Below are 16,313 nucleotides of genomic sequence, written 5' to 3'. Positions count from 1 at the left end.
CGCCGGCTCCCAGCGCTGGCGCAACGCCTCAGGCCTCGCGCAGCTCTTCGATCTCGTCGCCGGCACCGATCGCCTGGCAGATCTCCGCGGTCAGGTCGGCCGGGAGCATGCCCTCCTGGGCGCACAGCTCCAGCAGCCGCCCGCCGGGCAGCCCCAGGTCGGCGAGGAGCTCGGGATCGCCGACCGGCTCGATGTCGGGCTCGGCCGACGGCCGCTCCTCGTCCTCGTCCTCGTCGGTGTCGACCTCCTCGTCGACGATCTCCGGCAGCTGCTCCTCGATGTCGCCGAGGAGGATGGCGCCGAGGCGCGACTCGGCGGCGAAGACGGAGTCGGAGCCGAAGATCCGCAGATCCTCGCCGTCGTCGAGGCGCAGGATCACCAGATACGCGTCGTCGGACTCGACGAACAGCAGTGACACCGTCGCGTCCGGGTCGGTGTCGCGTAGGCGTTCGGTGACCTCCTCGACGTCGGCGACGCCACTGAGATCGAGCTCGGCCGCGGCCCAGCTCTTGGAGCCGCGTGTGACAGCGGCAGCGAAGTGCGACACGGTCCCCCCGGTCGGTGTTCGTCGTTACCCGAGAACACTATTCGAGCAGATCGGCGGTTGGCGCAGGGCTAGTCGGCGAGTCGTCGGCGAGTCGCGATGAGCTCGCGGATCCGGTCGGCGCGGAGACGGCGTGGATGGAGCCGCTCGCGAAGCGCTTTCGCGTCCGCGAGCTCGACCAGCAGCGCGAGCCGCCGACGACGCCGCTCAGGATCGAGCCGCTGCAGCCTCAAAGCCATGTTGCTGAGAGTGATCCTCGCCGCAATCCACGTCAAGCCCACGCGGGAAAGTCCTTGTGCCAGCTACCGAACGTGTTCGGCCGACGCTTATCAGCGGTGCTCACGCCTCACCACAGGACCCAGTCGCCGCCGGCCAGCCGGTACGCCACGACGATGCCGGCGATCGCCACGGCGATGCCGCTGGAGACCGCCACACCCACGGCGACGCCCCGGTCGCCGAACCTCGCAAGGATGAACGACGCGGCCCACGCGAGCACCCCGGCGATGATCGTCAGCCAGATGTAGCCGCGGGCGCCCGTGGCGAGCAGGCCGAACAGCAGCATCCAGGCGGCCCCGGCGCCGGCGCCGGCGGTGACCATCGGGCTGCGGACCGGCAGCGGCTCACGGTACGTGGGCCGGGGCGGTCCCTGGGAGACCACGAACGGCGGCGGCCGCAGCACGCCCTGCCAGGCGCCATAGGACGCGGCGGGGGTGAGCGGGCGGGTGGCGCTCAGGCGTGGCGGCGGGCCGACGACCGGCGGACCGCCGGCGCTCAGGCGCGGCGGGGGGCCGACGACGGGTGGCCCGCTGGCGCCCGGCCACGGCCGGCCGGCGGTGAGGCTCGGCGCCCCGTGCGGGGGCGGCGGGACGGGATGAGAGCTGCTGGGCAACCCCGGCGCGACCGGTTGGGGACTGCCGGACAGCCCCGGCGCGACCGGTTGGGGGCTGCCGGGTGACCCCGGTGAGACCGGGTGGGGGTTGTTGGGCAACGCCGGTGCCGGGCTCGCGGGGCGCGACGCGTCCGGCGAACTCCACGGCGACTCGTTCACTGCCACGAAAAAGAGCTTAGCCCGGCCGTCCCAGCGGGACGACCGGGCTGCGCAGCGACCTACCGATGTTCTGGTCCCGAGTTCCTAGCCGAACAGTGCGATCCGCTTCTGCGTCACGCCGCCGATGGTGGTGAACTCGCCGCCGGCGACGACCTGGCCGAGCGCCTGGTTGGCGGCCATGGCCCGCACCCCGGCGACGCCGTTGCCCTGCGGCGCCCAGTCGAGCAGCTTGCCTCGGTCGTCGATCGCGGCGAGTTTCACCCGCGACACCGACCCGTCGGTGCACGCGCCCTGCGAGCCGTTGCTGTTCGTGGTGCACGCCTTGTCGTAGTGCCCGCCGACGTACGCGACGCCGTCGAGCACCGTGACCGCCTGGACGTCGCCGTCGAAGACCCTGGTCCACCGGGCCTTGCCGGCGGTGGTGTAGGCGACCGCACGTCCGCCCTGCCCACCGATGCCCGCGTAGACGCCGTCCGGGCCGACCGCCACCGCCAGCACGATGGCCGAGGGGCGCGGCATGAAGGTCTTGTCCAGCTTGCCGTCCACCGAGTCGACCGCGGTGAGCCGCAAGGCGTTGCTGACCCCGTTGGTTTTGTGGAAGGAGCCGCCGAGGTACACCCGGCTGCTCGTCACGGCGAGCGCCTCCACCTTGTCATCGGTGGTCGGCGCCCACTCCGCGTCGAGCGCGCCCGTCGCGAGGCTGAACGCGGCGAGGTTGGTCCGCTTCGCCGTGTCGATCGTGCTGAACTTGCCGCCGACGTACAGGCGGCCGCTGCCCACCCCGAGGGTGACCGGCGAGCCGGACACCTCGTGGCTGAATGTGGTCACCGCGCCGGTGGTCGCGTCGAGCCCGGCGAGCGAGTCCCGCTTGACCCCCGCGACCTTCGAAAAGTCACCGGCCGCATACACAGAGTTACCGTCGACCGCGAGCGCCCGGACTGTGTTGTCGGCGACGGGGGCCCAGTCCAGCAGCGCGCCGGTGCGGGTGTTGATCGCCGCGAGCCGGCTCCGCGTGATGCTCTTGCCATTGACGATCGCCTTGCTGAACGAGCCACCGACGTAGACGGTCCCGCCGTCGGAGGAGTAGGCCACGGCCCAGACGGTGCCGTCGAACGACGGCGACAGCAGCGGTGTCTTCTCGACCACCGCGGCGTGCGCCTGGCCGCCGCCGGAGAGCCCGTAGACCGCCGTGGCGGCCGCCGCCACGAGGGCGGTCCTCACGAATTGCCGGAAAAGTCGCATGCGAGCACGCTAACGGGTTGTAACCGCCCAAATAGGAACGAATCCACTCCTTAAGGCTGTTCGGTGGTCGTCCCGAGCCGAACGGGTGATCGGCAGGTGTGCGAGAGTTCCGCAGTGCGTGATGCGACGTTGAACGTGGCGGTGATCGGGCTCGGACTGATCGGCGGATCGGTCCTGCGTGCCCTCGCGGCGCGTGGGCACCATGCCACCGGCTACGACGCCGACCCCGCCACCAGGGCGACCGCCCGCACCGCCGCGGCGCAGGCGCCCGCCGACGCCCGCTGGCACGTCACCGCCACCGTCGCCGACGCCGTCCGCGACGCCGATCTCGCGGTCGTCGCCGTGCCGCTGCCGGCCGTCGGGGGTGTCTTCGACGAGCTGGCGTCGCTGGCGTACGTCGGCGTCGTCACCGACGTCACCTCCGTCAAGGGTCCCGTCCGCGACCTCGCCCTCGACCGGCTCCGCACCGGCGGTCAGGCCCTCGCCACGTTCATCGGCGGGCACCCCATGGCCGGCCGCGAGACCTCCGGCTTCACCGCCGCGGACCCGCGCCTCTTCGACGGCTGCGCCTGGGTGCTGTGCCTGGAGGAGGACGGCGCCGGCCTGCGGGACTGGATCGAGCTCGCCGCGCTCGTCACCGGGCTCGGCGCCCGGGTCGTCCCGGCCACCGCCGAGGAGCACGACCGCGCGGTCGCGACGATCTCCCACGTACCGCACCTGGTCGCCGCCGCCGTTGCCGCCCGGATCGCCACCGACCCCCTGGCGGGCACGCTCGGCGCCGGCTCGTTCCGCGACGGCACCCGGGTCGCCGCCGCCCGCCCCGAGCTGACCGCGGCCATGTGCGGCGGCAACGCGGAGGCGGTCCTGGACGCCCTCGACGCGGTGCTCGCCGACCTGGCCGCCGCGCGGGCCGCCCTCGACGGCGCGGACCCGATCACCACCCTGGTGCCGTGGCTGACGCCCGGCCACGCGGCCCGGCAGGCGTGGCCGCCCGCGCCGGGCGAGACCGCCGACCTTCCGGCCCGGGCCGACGTCCTGCTGCGGCTGGGGCGGGTCGGCGGCTGGGTCGCCGGCGTCGCCGACGACGGCAAGACGGTGCGTGCCGTCCGTCCAGCTATGTGATTGTGCTCTCATTCGCCGTCGTTCTCTGGTACGTCTTGCTGTAACCGTCTGTACACGGCTGGTTGCGTGACAGCCACCCGTGGTACGTCAATCTGCGATATAGCTGGTTGAAGTCTGGCGATCTGTGAGGCGCCTCATCCATACTGGTAGGGCGGATGGACGGCCAGAGTCTCCGGTGGGGGCCGGAATTGTGATCGACAGCCGACTCTGACTACGCGGGGTGATTCACATGCGGATGGGGACCCGCCGAATACCTCGCAGCACGGACGACCGCGATGACTTGCCCGACAGGGGAGGGGGAGCAATGTCAACGACGGTGTATTACCGAAGTACCGACCTGATGATCACTGAGGAGATCTTCGCCCTCTGGTCGCCGGAGCCGCAGGTGTACGTGCTGGACGAGGTGCAGGGGGTGCACGTCGTCCGCGGTTCGATTCACCCGGCCCGGATCGTTCTCATGGTGCTCGGCGGTCTTGCCGTCCTCGCGGTGCTCGTCGCCTGGCCGCTGATCGATTCGGCCGGCGAGTTCCTGTTCGCGTTCGCCGCGATCGCCGCGCCGCCGATGGTCGGCTCGACGTCACGGGCGCTCACCCCCCGGACGCTGCACCTGGTGGGTCACCACCTGGGCGTGCGGGTCACGTTGTTCAGCTCCTCCGACATGCTCGTGTTCGGTCAGGTCAAGCGAGCCTTGATGCGCGCGTTCGAGACCCGTTCCCGCAGCATGGACCGGCGCGATCTGGCCGGCTATGACGAGGCCTTCCGGAGACTCAACCAGACCCTCTAGCGGCCTGGACGATCGTGCCGCCTGCGATTTGCAAAACGCAGGCGGCACGATCGTTGCCTTTTGGCCCCGGTTTGCACATGAATGAGGCATTCACACATGCCAAACTCATGCAAATCGATGAAATCTCGGTGGCGCCGCTCGTGACCGTCCGTATCCTGGAGGGCAGGTCCAAAGGGAGGAGGACCCTGTGGCCGACGGTGTAAACGGGCTGACCTGGCGGAAGAGCCGGTCCTGCGCAAGTGCCGCCTGCGTCGAGGTGGCGCGGGCCGAGGACCGCTTTCTGGTCCGCGATTCGAAGAATCCTGAAGGCCCCCGCCTGGGATTCGGCGCCGACGATTGGGCATCGTTCATCGGGGCGGTGCGTGAGGGGCGAATCGAATGAGCCGGTGAGGTTGGGCGCTGCGGCGTATTGAACGTTCGTCGCACTCAACCTCACCATTCGTTATGTCAAACGGACGTCGTGAGCGCGCCGGTCTTGATGCCGGTGATGAACGCGCCCCACTCCGCCCGGTCAAAGGTCAGCACCGAGCCTTCGGCATTCTTCGAATCGCGGACGAAGAATGAGCTCGAGTGTTCTGCGACCTCGACGCATGCCGAGCTGGCACACGCCTGGCTCCTGCGCCACACAAGTGGCGCCACAGTAGGCTGCACTATACTTCTTTCCTCTCGGAAAAGGAGTCGACACCTCAGGCTTGAGGTGCCCTTATCCCGCAGGTTCGCGTCCTGGGGAGTTATGAATGGCGAGGAGTTCGTGGGCGCGACTCTCGATCATTTCCTTGCTGTGGATCTCGTCATACGACGCGTGCCAGATCTTGTCCCATTGGACAAGATGCCGCTGCAGACTAACGGCGTCGTCGATGATTTCGTCCCGAGTGGCGTTCTCGCGGTAAAGCACCGCATGGTCGAGATCCTCGGAGCCGAGATAGAACAAATCCCAGTTTCCGATAGCGATGTTGAAGACGGTGAATGGTGCGACGCGTATCGTCAGCCAGCCCTCGTTGATGACGTCGAGCACGGCGGACAACTGGCGGCCCAGCACTTCCGGAAGGCCGAGGGTCCGGCGAAGCACTGACTCGTCGAGCAGCAGATGGACGTCGGGTCGACCTCTTCGCTGCTCAAGAACCTGTCGACGCTGGGTCCGCGTCTCGATGCGCGCCGCGATCTCGTCTTGTGTGAGGTCGTCGACGAAGAACTCAAGTAGAACACGCGCGAATTCCGGGGTCTGCAGGAACCCCGGAAAATACGCGGAGTAGAAGAGCCGCATGGAGCTGGCTTCGGCCTCGTAGCTGAACCACTGCTTCATCGCCGGCGTGAGCATTCCCGCGTAGCGCTTGTGATCCCACCACTGCTGCCGCTGCTTTGACGCCTTGGCGGCCTGCACGAGCTCGTCGACCCGTGCTTTGTCGCGAATTCCGAGATGGGTCAGCAGGGGGCGCAGGTCATTCTGCGAAATGGTGACCTCGCCGCTTTCGATGCGCATCACCTTGGACAGCGACCATTCCATGGCCTCTGCGACCTGCGACTGGGTGAGCCCCTTCGCCGTCCGCGCGTCCTTGATAGCCAAGCGGACGGCGCGGCGGGCCACGGCGGGAGTGTCACCCGGTGCCATGTCCAGCCCCTCCAAGGGACGTATGCCTACCAGCGACATTGCAGGTAGGGAGCCACTTCGTGACGCTACGCGCAGACGGTTGGGCGGATGTGGTGAATGCCAAAATACAGGCTATACCGCGCACCGGCCTCCGGGGAGGTCGCCTGCGGGTGGGTCGCACCGTCCGCCGCCCCGGGGATGGTAACGACAGGCCATCCACCAGGTAGCGATATTGCAAGTTGCACTTCTGCATCATCTTGATGAACCCAAGATGCCGCGCGCGAGTCGGTCGGCTCGCGCGCGGTCATTTGGGGCCTAACTACGTGCTGCTTTGCTCTGCTCCAGGGCGCGGATGAGTGCGCGACGGACCTGACCAAAGGTCCGCGAGTCGGTGGTGATGAAGAGCCGGACGTCGTTTGCCCCGTAACTCGCGCGAATCTCCAGCTGCGGGCGTAGTGAGGGCGATCCGTGCCGGACGATGTAGGCATCTCTGAGATCCCTGATCCGGAACCGGACCGGGCGTGGGCGGAGCACGGAAAAGTGGTCGCTTGTGACCAGGATGTCCGGACTCCGGTAGAAGGTGCGCATCTCCCTTTCCCTCTCGGTCTTGCGGAGGGGTGCAGGATGCGCAAGGATTGCTGTGGGTATCACCGCTGACCCTCCGCGTAGTCGTAGAGGTGGAAGCGATCACAAACAGCACCCGGTGGCCGCCGGGTGCTGTTGTGTTTTCTCGCCCCCTAGCCGGCTGGCCATGCACTCATGGTCGCATGTGGTGTCACAGGGCGCCAGGTCCCAACCAGCCATATAGCAGATTGAGCGTGAAGACTGCCTGTCGCGTGGGGGGCGGCGCGGTGTCCGCTCTCCGGGTGGTCCGCCGGTCGGGTGGCCTGTTTCCGTCCCCGGCGGTCCTCGGGTGAGCTCCCGGGTGGGTTCTGAACGCCTCCGGGGTGGGGCCTGAACGCCTCCGGGGGTGGGCCCTGAACGCCTCCGGGTGGGTCCTGAACGACGAACGCCGGGCCGCCCTGGTGGGGCGTCCCGGCGTTTTGCCTGGTCAGACCGGCGGAGGATACGAGATTCGAACTCGTGAGGGTTTTATCCCAACACGCTTTCCAAGCGTGCGCCCTAGGCCTCTAGGCGAATCCTCCGTGCGCCAGGATACCCATGCCTCACGGGCTCCGCGCTACGGGGTATTGTGTTCCTCAAGCCACTCGTGCGGCGTCATCTTACGAACCTCCCCAGGGCCGGAAGGCAGCAAGGATAAGTGAGCTCTGACGGGTGCACGGGTGGCGCCTTCATGTCCGGGCCCCGGTCGGTCGCGGCGCAGCTTTTTGTCGGTGCCTGGGGGTACCGTGGTGCCGGCCCGATTGAGCGAGGCGAACGGAGGGACCGCTGGTGGCGCTCGCGCTCTACCGCAAGTACCGGCCTCGCACGTTCGCCGAGGTGATCGGGCAGGAGCACGTCACCGAGCCGCTGTCGCAGGCGCTGCGTTCGGGGCGGCTCAACCATGCCTACCTGTTCTCCGGCCCTCGTGGCTGCGGCAAGACCAGCAGCGCCCGCATCCTCGCCCGCTCGCTCAACTGTGAGAAGGGCCCGACGCCCGACCCGTGCGGCGAGTGCGACTCGTGCCGCGCGCTCGCGCCCGACGGTGCCGGCTCGATCGACGTCATCGAGATCGACGCCGCCAGCCACGGTGGTGTCGACGACGCGCGCGACCTGCGGGAGCGGGCCTTCTTCGCGCCGGTCTCCAGCAGGTTCAAGGTCTATGTCATCGACGAGGCCCACATGGTCTCGTCCGCCGGCTTCAACGCGCTGCTCAAGCTCGTCGAGGAGCCGCCGGAGTATGTGAAGTTCGTCTTCGCGACCACCGAGCCCGAGAAGGTGCTGGGGACGATCAAGTCCCGCACCCACCACTACCCCTTCCGGCTGATCCCGCCGGGGGTGCTCCGGCCCTACCTGGAGCAGCTGACCACGTCCGAGGGCGTCAAGGTCGAGCCCGCCGTCTTCCCGCTGGTGGTCCGCGCCGGCGCGGGCAGCGCCCGTGACTCGCTGTCGGTCCTCGACCAGCTGATCTCCGGCGCCGGCCCCGACGGCGTCACCTACCAGCGGGCCGTCTCGCTGCTCGGCGTCACCGACGTCGCCCTCATCGACGAGATGTGCGACTCGCTGGCCGCCGACGACGGCCGCGGCGCCTATGGCGTCATCGACCGGGTCGTCGAGGCCGGCCACGACCCGCGGCGCTTCGCCTCCGACCTCCTCGAGCGGCTCCGCGACCTCATCGTCCTGCAGCAGGTGCCCGACGCCGTGGCCAAGGGTCTGCTCGACGCGCCGCACGACCAGCTGGAGCGGATGGGCGCCCAGGCGACCCAGCTGGGGCAGGCGACGCTGTCGCGGTTCGCCGACATCGTCCACGACGGGCTGACCGAGATGCGCGGCACCACCGCTCCCCGGCTGCTGCTGGAGCTGATCACCGCCCGCATGCTGCTGCCCGGCGCCGACGACTCCAGCAGCGCGCTGCTCCAGCGGCTGGAGCGCATGGAGCGCCGCCTGCTCGCCGGCGGCGCCGCCCCGGCGCCCGCTTACGCTCCGGGGCCCGGTCCCGCCTCGGCGGCGGGTGCTGCCGCCGGGCCTGGTCCTGCCTCCGCGGCCGGTTACGCCCCAGCGGCGGGTGCTGCCGCCGGGTCCGGCCCTGCCTCCGCGGCCGGTCACGCCCCCGCTCAAGGGGAGGGTCACGCCTCTGCGGCCGACTACGGCTCGGCGCCGGCGGCTGGTTCCGCTGCCGCGGCGGCCGGTCACGCATCGGCTCCGGTTGCCCACGCTTCCGAGCAGGTCGCTGCCGGGGGGTCGCAGCAGTCGGCAGGTGGTGGGGCTCCGGTCTCGTACGAGCCGGCCGCACCCCCGCCACCTCCCGCCGCGTCTCCCGTGCCGCCGCAGTCGGTCCCGCAGGGCGTCGGGGCGCTCGACGCCGGCGCGGTCCGGCGGGTGTGGACCGACGTGCTGTCCCTGGTGAGCGGGAAGTCGAAGAAGGCCGCCGCGATCGTCCGCGAGGCCACGGTGCAGGACGTCGAAGGCACCACGCTCGTGCTCGGGTTCAAGCACACCGCCCACGCCAATATGCTCAACGCCTCGCCCGACGTCCTCATCGCCGCGCTCAGTGAGCTGCTCGGCGGCAGATGGCAGGTCAGGTGCGAGGTCGGCGGCCAGCCCGGCGGCGGTGGCGGCGGCACCCGTCCCACCCCGCCCCGCCCGACGCCGTCCGGCCCCGCCGGTGCCCCTCCGGGTGGCCAAGCGCCCGGCGGCGCACCTGGACACGGCGGTCCGTCCGGCGGCGGTCCCGGCGGCGCGGCGGTCCCGCAGCAGGCCGCCGAGGCATGGCCGACGCCCGCCCGCCCCGCTGGCGACCCGGTCCCCGTCGACGCACGAGCGAGTGGCCCCTCCGCTCTGGGCGGCCCGTCAGGCGGCTTCACCCCTGCGAGTGGTCCGTCCCAGGCGGGCGACGGCTGGCCCACTCCGGCGGCCGTGCCCGGCACCGGCAGCTCCCATGCCACGGCGACCGTCCAGGCCCCCCAGGCAGGTCATGGGGGCGGCCACCCGGCTCAGGGTGGCTACGCGGGTGCTCAGGCGGCGCAGGCCGGTGGGGCGGCGCACGGTGGTGCCTCTGCTCCTCAGGACGGTGGGCGGGCAGGTTGGCCGACGCCCGCGGTTCCCGGTGGGGCGGCGCAGTCGGACGGCTGGCCGGCGACGGCCGTGCCCGGTGGGGTGGTTCGCACACCGTCGGGTGGGGCGCTGGCAGATCCGCGCGGCCTGTCCGGAGGGTCTGCGGGCGGCGACCAGATGCACGTCAACGGTGGCGGCCAGGGCGGTGGCTGGCCCGCGATCGCCACGCCAGGTGGTGCGGCCCAGGGGAGTCAGGGGCAGGCGAGCGAATGGCCCGCGACGGCCACGCCCGGGGGTGCCGCGGCGGGTGGTTCGGCGCAGGTGGCGACCAGGCAGCCCGGCGCCGGGCAGTCGGCGGGTGCGTCGCCGAACGGTGGTGGCCCGTCCGGGGCGGGTAGCGGTCAAGGGTCCAACGGCGCGCGCACGCAAGGAGGCGCCCGCCAGCAGAACGGCGCACGGCCGCGGAGTGCCATCGAGCAGGCGCGCGAGGCGGCGAGCAGGGCGGCGAACGCACCACGGCGGGCGGCCGCGGCACCGGTGGCCGAGTCGGCGTGGGAGGGCGCGGGGGCGGACGAGCCGCCGTACGACCCGGAGTACGACAGGCCGGTCGCCGATCCACGGTTTCCAGGGCTGGACCCGGGGGATGAGCTGCTCGACGATGCGAGCTCCGTCCGCGAGTCGAGCGAAGAAGCCGCGTTACGGCTGCTCAGCGAGACGCTCGGGGCGGAGAAGATCGGCGAGACCACGAGCTGAGCCGGCGGCCGGGGCAGGGCTTCGAGTGAGACCGGCCGGCCCGCAGGACGCCGCGACCGAGGGTCACCGGCCGGGCAGCAGGACAGGCGCGGCGGCCTAAGGGTCACCGGCCGAGCGGCACGGCAGGACGGTGCGGCGGCCGAGGGTCACCCGCCGGGCGGCAGGACAGGCGCGGCGGCCGAGGTATACCGGCCGGGCGTGCCAGGGTAAGACCAGCTGAGCATTGACCGAATATCGAAGAGGAGCAGATCGTGCGCCCCGGTGGACAGCCCAACCTGCAGCAGATGATGAAGCAGGCGCAGAAGATGCAGCAGCAGATGGTCGCCGCGCAGGCCGAGCTGGCCGAGGCCGAGCTGACCGGCACGGCCGGCGGCGGTCTCGTCACGGCGGTCGTGCGCGGGTCCGGGGAGGTCGTCAGCATCAAGATCGACCCGAAGGCAGTCGACCCGGAGGACGTGGAGACGCTCGAGGACCTCGTGGTCGCCGCGCTGCACAACGCCGCGCAGGCCGCGAAGGATCTGACGGAGCAGAAGATGGGACCGCTGACCGCGGGCCTCGGCGGGTTGGGTGGCGGCCTCGGGCTGCCCGGATTCTAACCGCCGCAGATGTACGAAGGTGCCATCCAGGACCTGATCGACGAGCTGGGCAGGCTGCCCGGCGTCGGTCCGAAGAGCGCGCAGCGGATCGCGTTCCACGTGCTGTCGTCCGACCCGTCGGACGTGAAGCGGCTCGCCCAGGCGCTGACACGGGTGAAGGAGCTCGTGCGCTTCTGCACGCGCTGCTTCAACGTCGCGGAGTCGGACCTGTGCCGGATCTGCCGCGACCCGCGCCGCAGCGACGAGGTGTTCTGCGTCGTGGAAGAGCCGAAAGACGTCGTGGCGATCGAGCGCACCGGCGAGTTCCGGGGCAGGTATCACGTGCTCGGCGGGGCGATCAACCCGCTCGAGGGCGTCGGGCCGGACAACCTGAAGGTCCGCGAGCTGATGATGCGGCTCGCGGACGGCACCTGCAAGGAGCTGATCCTGGCGACCGACCCCAACACCGAGGGTGAGGCCACCGCGACGTACCTGGCGCTGCTGGTGAAGCCGATGGGTCTCAACGTGACCCGGCTCGCCAGCGGCCTGCCGGTCGGCGGCGACCTCGAGTACGCGGACGAGATCACGCTCGGCCGCGCGTTCGAGGGACGGCGGGCGGTCTAGCCCGGGCTAGCCTTCCGGGCGGTTCAGGATGCCGACGGCCACGGCGTGCACGGCGGCGAGGTCGGCGGGGTCGGCGAGGTGGGTCTTGGTGCCGGTCACCACGTACCACTCCTCGGCGTCCTTGTACTGGACGCGGACGAGCGCGGCACCGGTGGCGTCGACCTCGGAGCGCAGGGTCAGCTCGCCGGTGACCACGCCGACCTCGTCGGTCATGACCCCGCCGGGGCCCGCCATGATGTCGGTCGTCAGCGGCGCCGCCGCCCCGCCACCCGCCTGAGCGGCAGCAGGCGCGGCGGCCGGTTCAGCGCCAGCCGAAGCGGCCGCAGCGGCGTCGGCCGGAGCGGCCCCAGTAGCAGCCGCGTCAGCCGGAGCGGCCGGGGTTGCCCCTGCCGGAGCGGCCCCGGCAGCAGCGGCGTCGGCGGGAGCGGCCGGAGCGGCGCTTGCCGGAGCCGGGGTTGAAGCCGGAGTCGAAGCGGGTGCCGACGCCGCCGTCGCGGGAGCCGCGGCCGTCGTCGGAGCGCCGGCCAGCGCCGCCGGGGTCGCGGCAGGGGCGGCCGGTGCCTGCGGAGTGCCCGGTGCCGCTCCCGGCACCGGTGCTGCGTCTGCCATCTCGGCCGCCCTTCAGTCGCGCGAAAACCCGGAAAAAGAACCCTACTTGCAGGTCGCGAGCATCTCCGTCAGCGCCGACTTCTCGGCGGCGGTGACGGTCAGCTTGTAGAAGCTCTTCACCGTTACCCAGTCTTGCGCATATGTGCACCAGTAGCCCTTGTTCGGCGGCTTCCACGTCGACGGGTCCTGGTCACCCTTGGAGCGGTTCGACTGGAGGCTGACGGCGAACAGCTGCGGGCGCGTCAGGTCGTTGGCGAACTGCTTGCGCTGCTCATCGGTCCACTTGCTGGCACCCGAGCGCCAGCCGGCGGCCAGCGGCACCATGTGGTCGATGTCGAGGGCCTTCGGGTCGGTGAGGGTCTTGTCGTCGTACGGGCTGTACCAGGTCCCCGCCGTGATCTTGCACTCGGCGTCGGCCTTGACGCCCTTGCCGTCGCGCTTGAGCACGACGTCGCGGGTGTCGCAGCCGTCACCCTGGCCGATCCAGTGGGTGAACTTCTCGCGGCTGTACCCGGCCATCGACCCCGCGGCCGTGACGGTGAGCTGCTCGAGCGCGGCCGTGGCGTTGGCGGGGTTGCCGGCCGGAGGCTTCGTCGCACCGGAGGTGCCACCGCTACCGGTCGTTGACGTCGAGCTGGGCGCTGCCGCGCCCGGCGTGGAGGAGACCTCGCAGCTAGCGGCGCCGGTGAGCACCGTTGCTAGCGCGAGGGCGAGGAGGACGGCTTTGCCGTTGGAGGGGCGCACGCCCACCACTGTGCGGCATCGGCGCACGCCGCGCTCGCAGCGCCACGGTGCGATTCCCGACACGAACAGGCGCAAATCCCCAGGAAACGGGCGGGACCGCAGAACGGGACCGGTGTCCCTGTCGCCCGGGACACCGGGTCCCGCAGGATCAGTGGCATGACGACGAAGACCTGGGCAGGACCCACATAAACGGAAAGGCCGGCCCATTGCGGGGGCCGGCCTTTCACCCTGAGTAACCCTGACGGCCTGAGCAGCCCGGAGGAACTCCGGGCTGCGGCGGTGGATCAGCCGCGGTTCGCGGCGCTCAGCACGGCTCGCAACGATGCGGTCACGATGTTGGCGTCGATCCCGACACCCCAGAAGGTCTGCCCGTCGACGGAGCACTCGACGTACGCCGCGGCCTGCGCGCTCTCGCCCGCGGTCAGGGCGTGCTCGGCGTAGTCCAGGACCCGCACGTCGACGCCGAAGTCGCCCAGCGCGTGCACGAACGCGTCGATCGGGCCGTTACCCGTGGCCGTGACCGACCGGGCGACGCCGTCGACCGAGACGTCGGCGGTGAGGGTGACCTTGCCGTCGACCGTCGCCGCCTCGTACCCCTGCAGCGTGAACCTCTTGTCGGAGAAGTACTCACCGGAGAAGAAGTCCCACATCGCCTGCGGGCTGACCTCGCCGCCCTCGTCGTCGGTGTGCCGCTGCACGACGCCGGAGAACTCGATCTGCAGACGGCGCGGCAGGTCCAGGTGGTGCTCGGTCTTCATGACGTAGGCGACGCCGCCCTTGCCGGACTGCGAGTTGACCCGGATGACCGCCTCGTAGGAGCGGCCGACGTCCTTCGGGTCGATGGGCAGGTAGGGCACGCCCCACGTGAAGCGGTCGACCTCGACGCCCGCGGCCGCGGCGTCGCGGTGCAGCGCGTCGAAGCCCTTCTTGATCGCGTCCTGGTGGGAGCCGGAGAAGGCCGTGTAGACCAGGTCGCCGGCGTACGGGTGGCGCTCGTGCACGGGCAGCTGGTTGCAGTACTCGACGGTCCGCTTGATCTCGTCGATGTTCGAGAAGTCGATCTGCGGGTCGATGCCCTGGGAGAACAGGTTCAGCCCCAGGGTGACCAGGTCGACGTTGCCGGTGCGCTCACCGTTGCCGAACAGGCAGCCCTCGACCCGGTCGGCGCCGGCCAGCAGGCCCAGCTCGGCGGCGGCGACGGCGGTGCCGCGGTCGTTGTGCGGGTGCAGCGACAGCACGACCGACTCGCGCCGCGGCAGGTTGCGCGACATCCACTCGATGGAGTCCGCGTAGACGTTGGGGGTCGCCATCTCCACAGTCGCCGGCAGGTTGACGATCAGCGGCCGGTCGGGGGTCGGCTGCAGCACGTCGATGACGGCGCTGCAGACCTCCAACGCGTAGTCCAGCTCGGTCCCGGTGTACGACTCCGGCGAGTACTCGTAGTAGATCTCGGTGTCGGGCGTGATCGCCTCGGCGTACTTCTGGCACAGCCGCGCCGCGCTCGTCGCGATGTCGGTGATCCCGGCCTTGTCCAGGCCGAACACGACCCGCCGCTGCAGCGTCGAGGTCGAGTTGTAGAAGTGCACGATCGCCCGCTTCGCGCCGCGCAGCGACTCGAACGTCCGCTCGATCAGCGTGTCGCGGCACTGGGTCAGGACCTGGATCGTGACGTCCTCGGGGATCAGGTCCTGCTCGATCAGCGTCCGCACGAAGTCGAAGTCGGTCTGCGACGCCGCCGGGAAACCTACCTCGATCTCCTTGTAGCCCATGCGGACCAGCAGCGCGAACATGCGGCGCTTGCGCTCCACGGACATCGGGTCGATCAGGGCCTGGTTGCCGTCGCGCAGGTCGACCGCGCACCAGCGGGGCGCCACGGTGACCTCACGGGCGGGCCACTGACGATCGGTCAGCGGGACCGGGAACTGTTCACTGAACGGCCGGTAGCGCTCGACGGGCATCCGGCTGGTGGTCTGATTGGCGATCTCGGACATGGCTCAATGCTCCTGGAAAGGTGGTCGGGACCAAGAAGGGTCGACCGGCAGGAGCGCAGACGCGACTCAACCCCGCGACGAGGTGCCGGCCTGTCGGGCCTCGTCGCGGCGACGAAGAAGGAGAACCGTCTGCCACATGTCGAGCGTCAGCGTACCACTCAACGGGAGCGCGAGATCGACGGTGCGGGCGATGGTGACGAAGACGACGGCTTCGGCGGGGGAGGTGCCGACGTGCCCAGCGGAGGGACCGTGACGACCGGTCCGGGCAGGGTGATCGTGTCGGGGGCCGGCGCGGGCTCCCCGGTCAGCATGAGCTGGCCGAGCGGGATCCTGGCGGCCGCGAGTATGCCCTTGTCGTTGTAACAGAACACCCCGGCATCGATCGGCGGCTGTACGGCGGTGACGCCCGGCTCGACGGCGAAGCACGGCGCCGACGTGCCGGCCAGCGGCTCGGCCGGCGACACCGCGAGCGGGACCTGCCGGTCCAGGAGCACGTCCAGCCAGGCGATGAAGACGTACTGCAGCCGCGGGTCGATCGAGACGGGCAGCTTCTTGTTGGTTGCGGCGACCCGCACGCAGCCGGTCGGGGGGTTGATCGCGCACTGGTAGACGCCCTCGGGCCGGTTGGCGATCGCGACGTCCGCCGTGCCGCCGAGCGCGCCACCCTGGATGTCGACCCGCCAGGTGCGGTCCTTGGCGACCGTGACCAGCACCGACCGGGGCGCCTTGCCCTGCACGACGAGGGTGTACGCGGCGACGTACCGCTGGTCCTTGGCGACCGCGACCCGGGCGGCGAGCATGCCGCGGGGGTCCGGCTGCGCGGGCACCCCGGTCGCCGGATCCGACGGCGCATCGACCGGCGCGCCGCCGCCGCAGGCGGTCAGCAGCAGCCCGGTGACCGCGGCGAGCGCCGTGCCGGTGGTCACAGTGATCGCGGATACCCGGCCTCTACGTGCGCGCACGTGCGTATTCTCGCCTGTCGTGCGGCCGGATCGTGGGAACGCCACTCCCGGGGGATACCCGGCGCCGGTACGC

Annotated in this window: 16 protein-coding genes, 1 tRNA gene and 1 other RNA gene; 7 read left to right on the top strand and 11 right to left on the bottom strand. The window is 70.7% G+C overall.

Annotated features, from left to right (window positions below; genetic code table 11):
• Nucleotides 1–28: 28 nt before the first annotated feature.
• The 4 genes from AB0J72_RS19750 to AB0J72_RS19735 form a co-directional block, all read right to left on the bottom strand.
• Nucleotides 29–547, bottom strand: a complete 519-nt coding sequence (locus AB0J72_RS19750) for a tRNA adenosine deaminase-associated protein (RefSeq protein WP_360571834.1) — start codon at nucleotides 545–547, stop codon at nucleotides 29–31.
• Between the two features lie 68 nt (nucleotides 548–615).
• Complete coding sequence (locus tag AB0J72_RS19745) at nucleotides 616–825, bottom strand: hypothetical protein (RefSeq protein ID WP_360571832.1); 210 nt, start codon at nucleotides 823–825, stop codon at nucleotides 616–618.
• Between the two features lie 65 nt (nucleotides 826–890).
• Nucleotides 891–1,598: a hypothetical protein gene (locus AB0J72_RS19740; RefSeq protein WP_363400622.1), complete on the bottom strand. Its 708-nt coding sequence runs from the start codon at nucleotides 1,596–1,598 to the stop codon at nucleotides 891–893.
• A 78-nt stretch (nucleotides 1,599–1,676) separates the two neighbouring features.
• Nucleotides 1,677–2,834 (bottom strand): hypothetical protein, encoded by a 1,158-nt coding sequence (locus tag AB0J72_RS19735; protein ID WP_363400620.1) that lies wholly within the window; start codon nucleotides 2,832–2,834, stop codon nucleotides 1,677–1,679.
• Nucleotides 2,835–2,948: 114 nt separating this feature from the next.
• Between AB0J72_RS19735 and AB0J72_RS19730 the strand changes: the two genes are divergently transcribed.
• The 3 genes from AB0J72_RS19730 (at nucleotide 2,949) to AB0J72_RS19720 (ending at nucleotide 5,122) form a co-directional block, all read left to right on the top strand.
• Complete coding sequence (locus AB0J72_RS19730; RefSeq protein ID WP_363400618.1) at nucleotides 2,949–3,956, top strand: prephenate dehydrogenase/arogenate dehydrogenase family protein; 1,008 nt, start codon at nucleotides 2,949–2,951, stop codon at nucleotides 3,954–3,956.
• A 229-nt stretch (nucleotides 3,957–4,185) separates the two neighbouring features.
• Nucleotides 4,186–4,740, top strand: coding sequence for a DUF6232 family protein (locus tag AB0J72_RS19725; RefSeq protein WP_363400616.1), 555 nt, complete (start codon nucleotides 4,186–4,188; stop codon nucleotides 4,738–4,740).
• Between the two features lie 187 nt (nucleotides 4,741–4,927).
• Nucleotides 4,928–5,122 (top strand): DUF397 domain-containing protein, encoded by a 195-nt coding sequence (locus tag AB0J72_RS19720; protein WP_344501306.1) that lies wholly within the window; start codon nucleotides 4,928–4,930, stop codon nucleotides 5,120–5,122.
• 65 nt (nucleotides 5,123–5,187) lie between these two features.
• Here AB0J72_RS19720 and AB0J72_RS19715 read toward each other — a convergent pair whose 3' ends face one another.
• From AB0J72_RS19715 to AB0J72_RS19705, 3 genes are all read right to left on the bottom strand, one after another.
• On the bottom strand, nucleotides 5,188–5,379 hold the full coding sequence (locus AB0J72_RS19715) for a DUF397 domain-containing protein (protein ID WP_363400614.1): 192 nt from the start codon (nucleotides 5,377–5,379) through the stop codon (nucleotides 5,188–5,190).
• Between the two features lie 64 nt (nucleotides 5,380–5,443).
• Nucleotides 5,444–6,364, bottom strand: coding sequence for a helix-turn-helix transcriptional regulator (locus AB0J72_RS19710; RefSeq protein WP_363400612.1), 921 nt, complete (start codon nucleotides 6,362–6,364; stop codon nucleotides 5,444–5,446).
• A 1,024-nt stretch (nucleotides 6,365–7,388) separates the two neighbouring features.
• A tRNA-Ser gene (locus tag AB0J72_RS19705) sits at nucleotides 7,389–7,473 on the bottom strand.
• A gap of 55 nt (nucleotides 7,474–7,528) precedes the next feature.
• On the opposite strand from AB0J72_RS19705, the gene ffs reads away from it, so the two are divergent.
• From ffs to recR, 4 genes are all read left to right on the top strand, one after another.
• Nucleotides 7,529–7,622, top strand: an RNA gene (ffs, locus tag AB0J72_RS19700) — signal recognition particle sRNA small type.
• Nucleotides 7,623–7,720: 98 nt separating this feature from the next.
• Nucleotides 7,721–10,735, top strand: coding sequence for a DNA polymerase III subunit gamma and tau (locus tag AB0J72_RS19695; RefSeq protein WP_363400611.1), 3,015 nt, complete (start codon nucleotides 7,721–7,723; stop codon nucleotides 10,733–10,735).
• Nucleotides 10,736–11,010: 275 nt separating this feature from the next.
• Nucleotides 11,011–11,331: a YbaB/EbfC family nucleoid-associated protein gene (locus tag AB0J72_RS19690; RefSeq protein ID WP_344501458.1), complete on the top strand. Its 321-nt coding sequence runs from the start codon at nucleotides 11,011–11,013 to the stop codon at nucleotides 11,329–11,331.
• Between the two features lie 9 nt (nucleotides 11,332–11,340).
• Complete coding sequence (gene recR, locus AB0J72_RS19685; RefSeq protein ID WP_033364926.1) at nucleotides 11,341–11,934, top strand: recombination mediator RecR; 594 nt, start codon at nucleotides 11,341–11,343, stop codon at nucleotides 11,932–11,934.
• Nucleotides 11,935–11,940: 6 nt separating this feature from the next.
• On the opposite strand, the gene AB0J72_RS19680 is transcribed toward recR, so the two are convergent.
• The 4 genes from AB0J72_RS19680 to AB0J72_RS19665 form a co-directional block, all read right to left on the bottom strand.
• Complete coding sequence (locus tag AB0J72_RS19680) at nucleotides 11,941–12,462, bottom strand: hypothetical protein (protein ID WP_363400813.1); 522 nt, start codon at nucleotides 12,460–12,462, stop codon at nucleotides 11,941–11,943.
• A 123-nt stretch (nucleotides 12,463–12,585) separates the two neighbouring features.
• Nucleotides 12,586–13,287: an HNH endonuclease family protein gene (locus AB0J72_RS19675; RefSeq protein WP_363400608.1), complete on the bottom strand. Its 702-nt coding sequence runs from the start codon at nucleotides 13,285–13,287 to the stop codon at nucleotides 12,586–12,588.
• A gap of 284 nt (nucleotides 13,288–13,571) precedes the next feature.
• The gene (leuA, locus tag AB0J72_RS19670; RefSeq protein ID WP_363400606.1) at nucleotides 13,572–15,278 is read right to left on the bottom strand and encodes a 2-isopropylmalate synthase; all 1,707 of its coding nucleotides are present in this window, start codon (nucleotides 15,276–15,278) and stop codon (nucleotides 13,572–13,574) included.
• A 158-nt stretch (nucleotides 15,279–15,436) separates the two neighbouring features.
• Nucleotides 15,437–16,240 (bottom strand): hypothetical protein, encoded by an 804-nt coding sequence (locus AB0J72_RS19665; RefSeq protein ID WP_363400604.1) that lies wholly within the window; start codon nucleotides 16,238–16,240, stop codon nucleotides 15,437–15,439.
• Nucleotides 16,241–16,313: the final 73 nt, after the last annotated feature.

The organism is Dactylosporangium sp. NPDC049742, from assembly GCF_040674675.1.
Taxonomy (GTDB): domain Bacteria; phylum Actinomycetota; class Actinomycetes; order Mycobacteriales; family Micromonosporaceae; genus Dactylosporangium; species Dactylosporangium maewongense.
The sequence above is the reverse complement of the archived record's forward strand: the minus strand, read 5'-3'. Positions and strand labels throughout refer to the sequence as shown.

What these genes read in the sequence shown, in the direction of transcription:
- leuA (WP_363400606.1), bottom strand. Translation starts at nt 15,278, where the DNA reads ATGTCCGAGATCGCCAATCAGACCACCAGCCGGATGCCCGTCGAGCGC.
- AB0J72_RS19725 (WP_363400616.1), top strand. Translation starts at nt 4,186, where the DNA reads ATGCGGATGGGGACCCGCCGAATACCTCGCAGCACGGACGACCGCGAT.
- AB0J72_RS19735 (WP_363400620.1), bottom strand. Translation starts at nt 2,834, where the DNA reads ATGCGACTTTTCCGGCAATTCGTGAGGACCGCCCTCGTGGCGGCGGCC.
- recR (WP_033364926.1), top strand. Translation starts at nt 11,341, where the DNA reads ATGTACGAAGGTGCCATCCAGGACCTGATCGACGAGCTGGGCAGGCTG.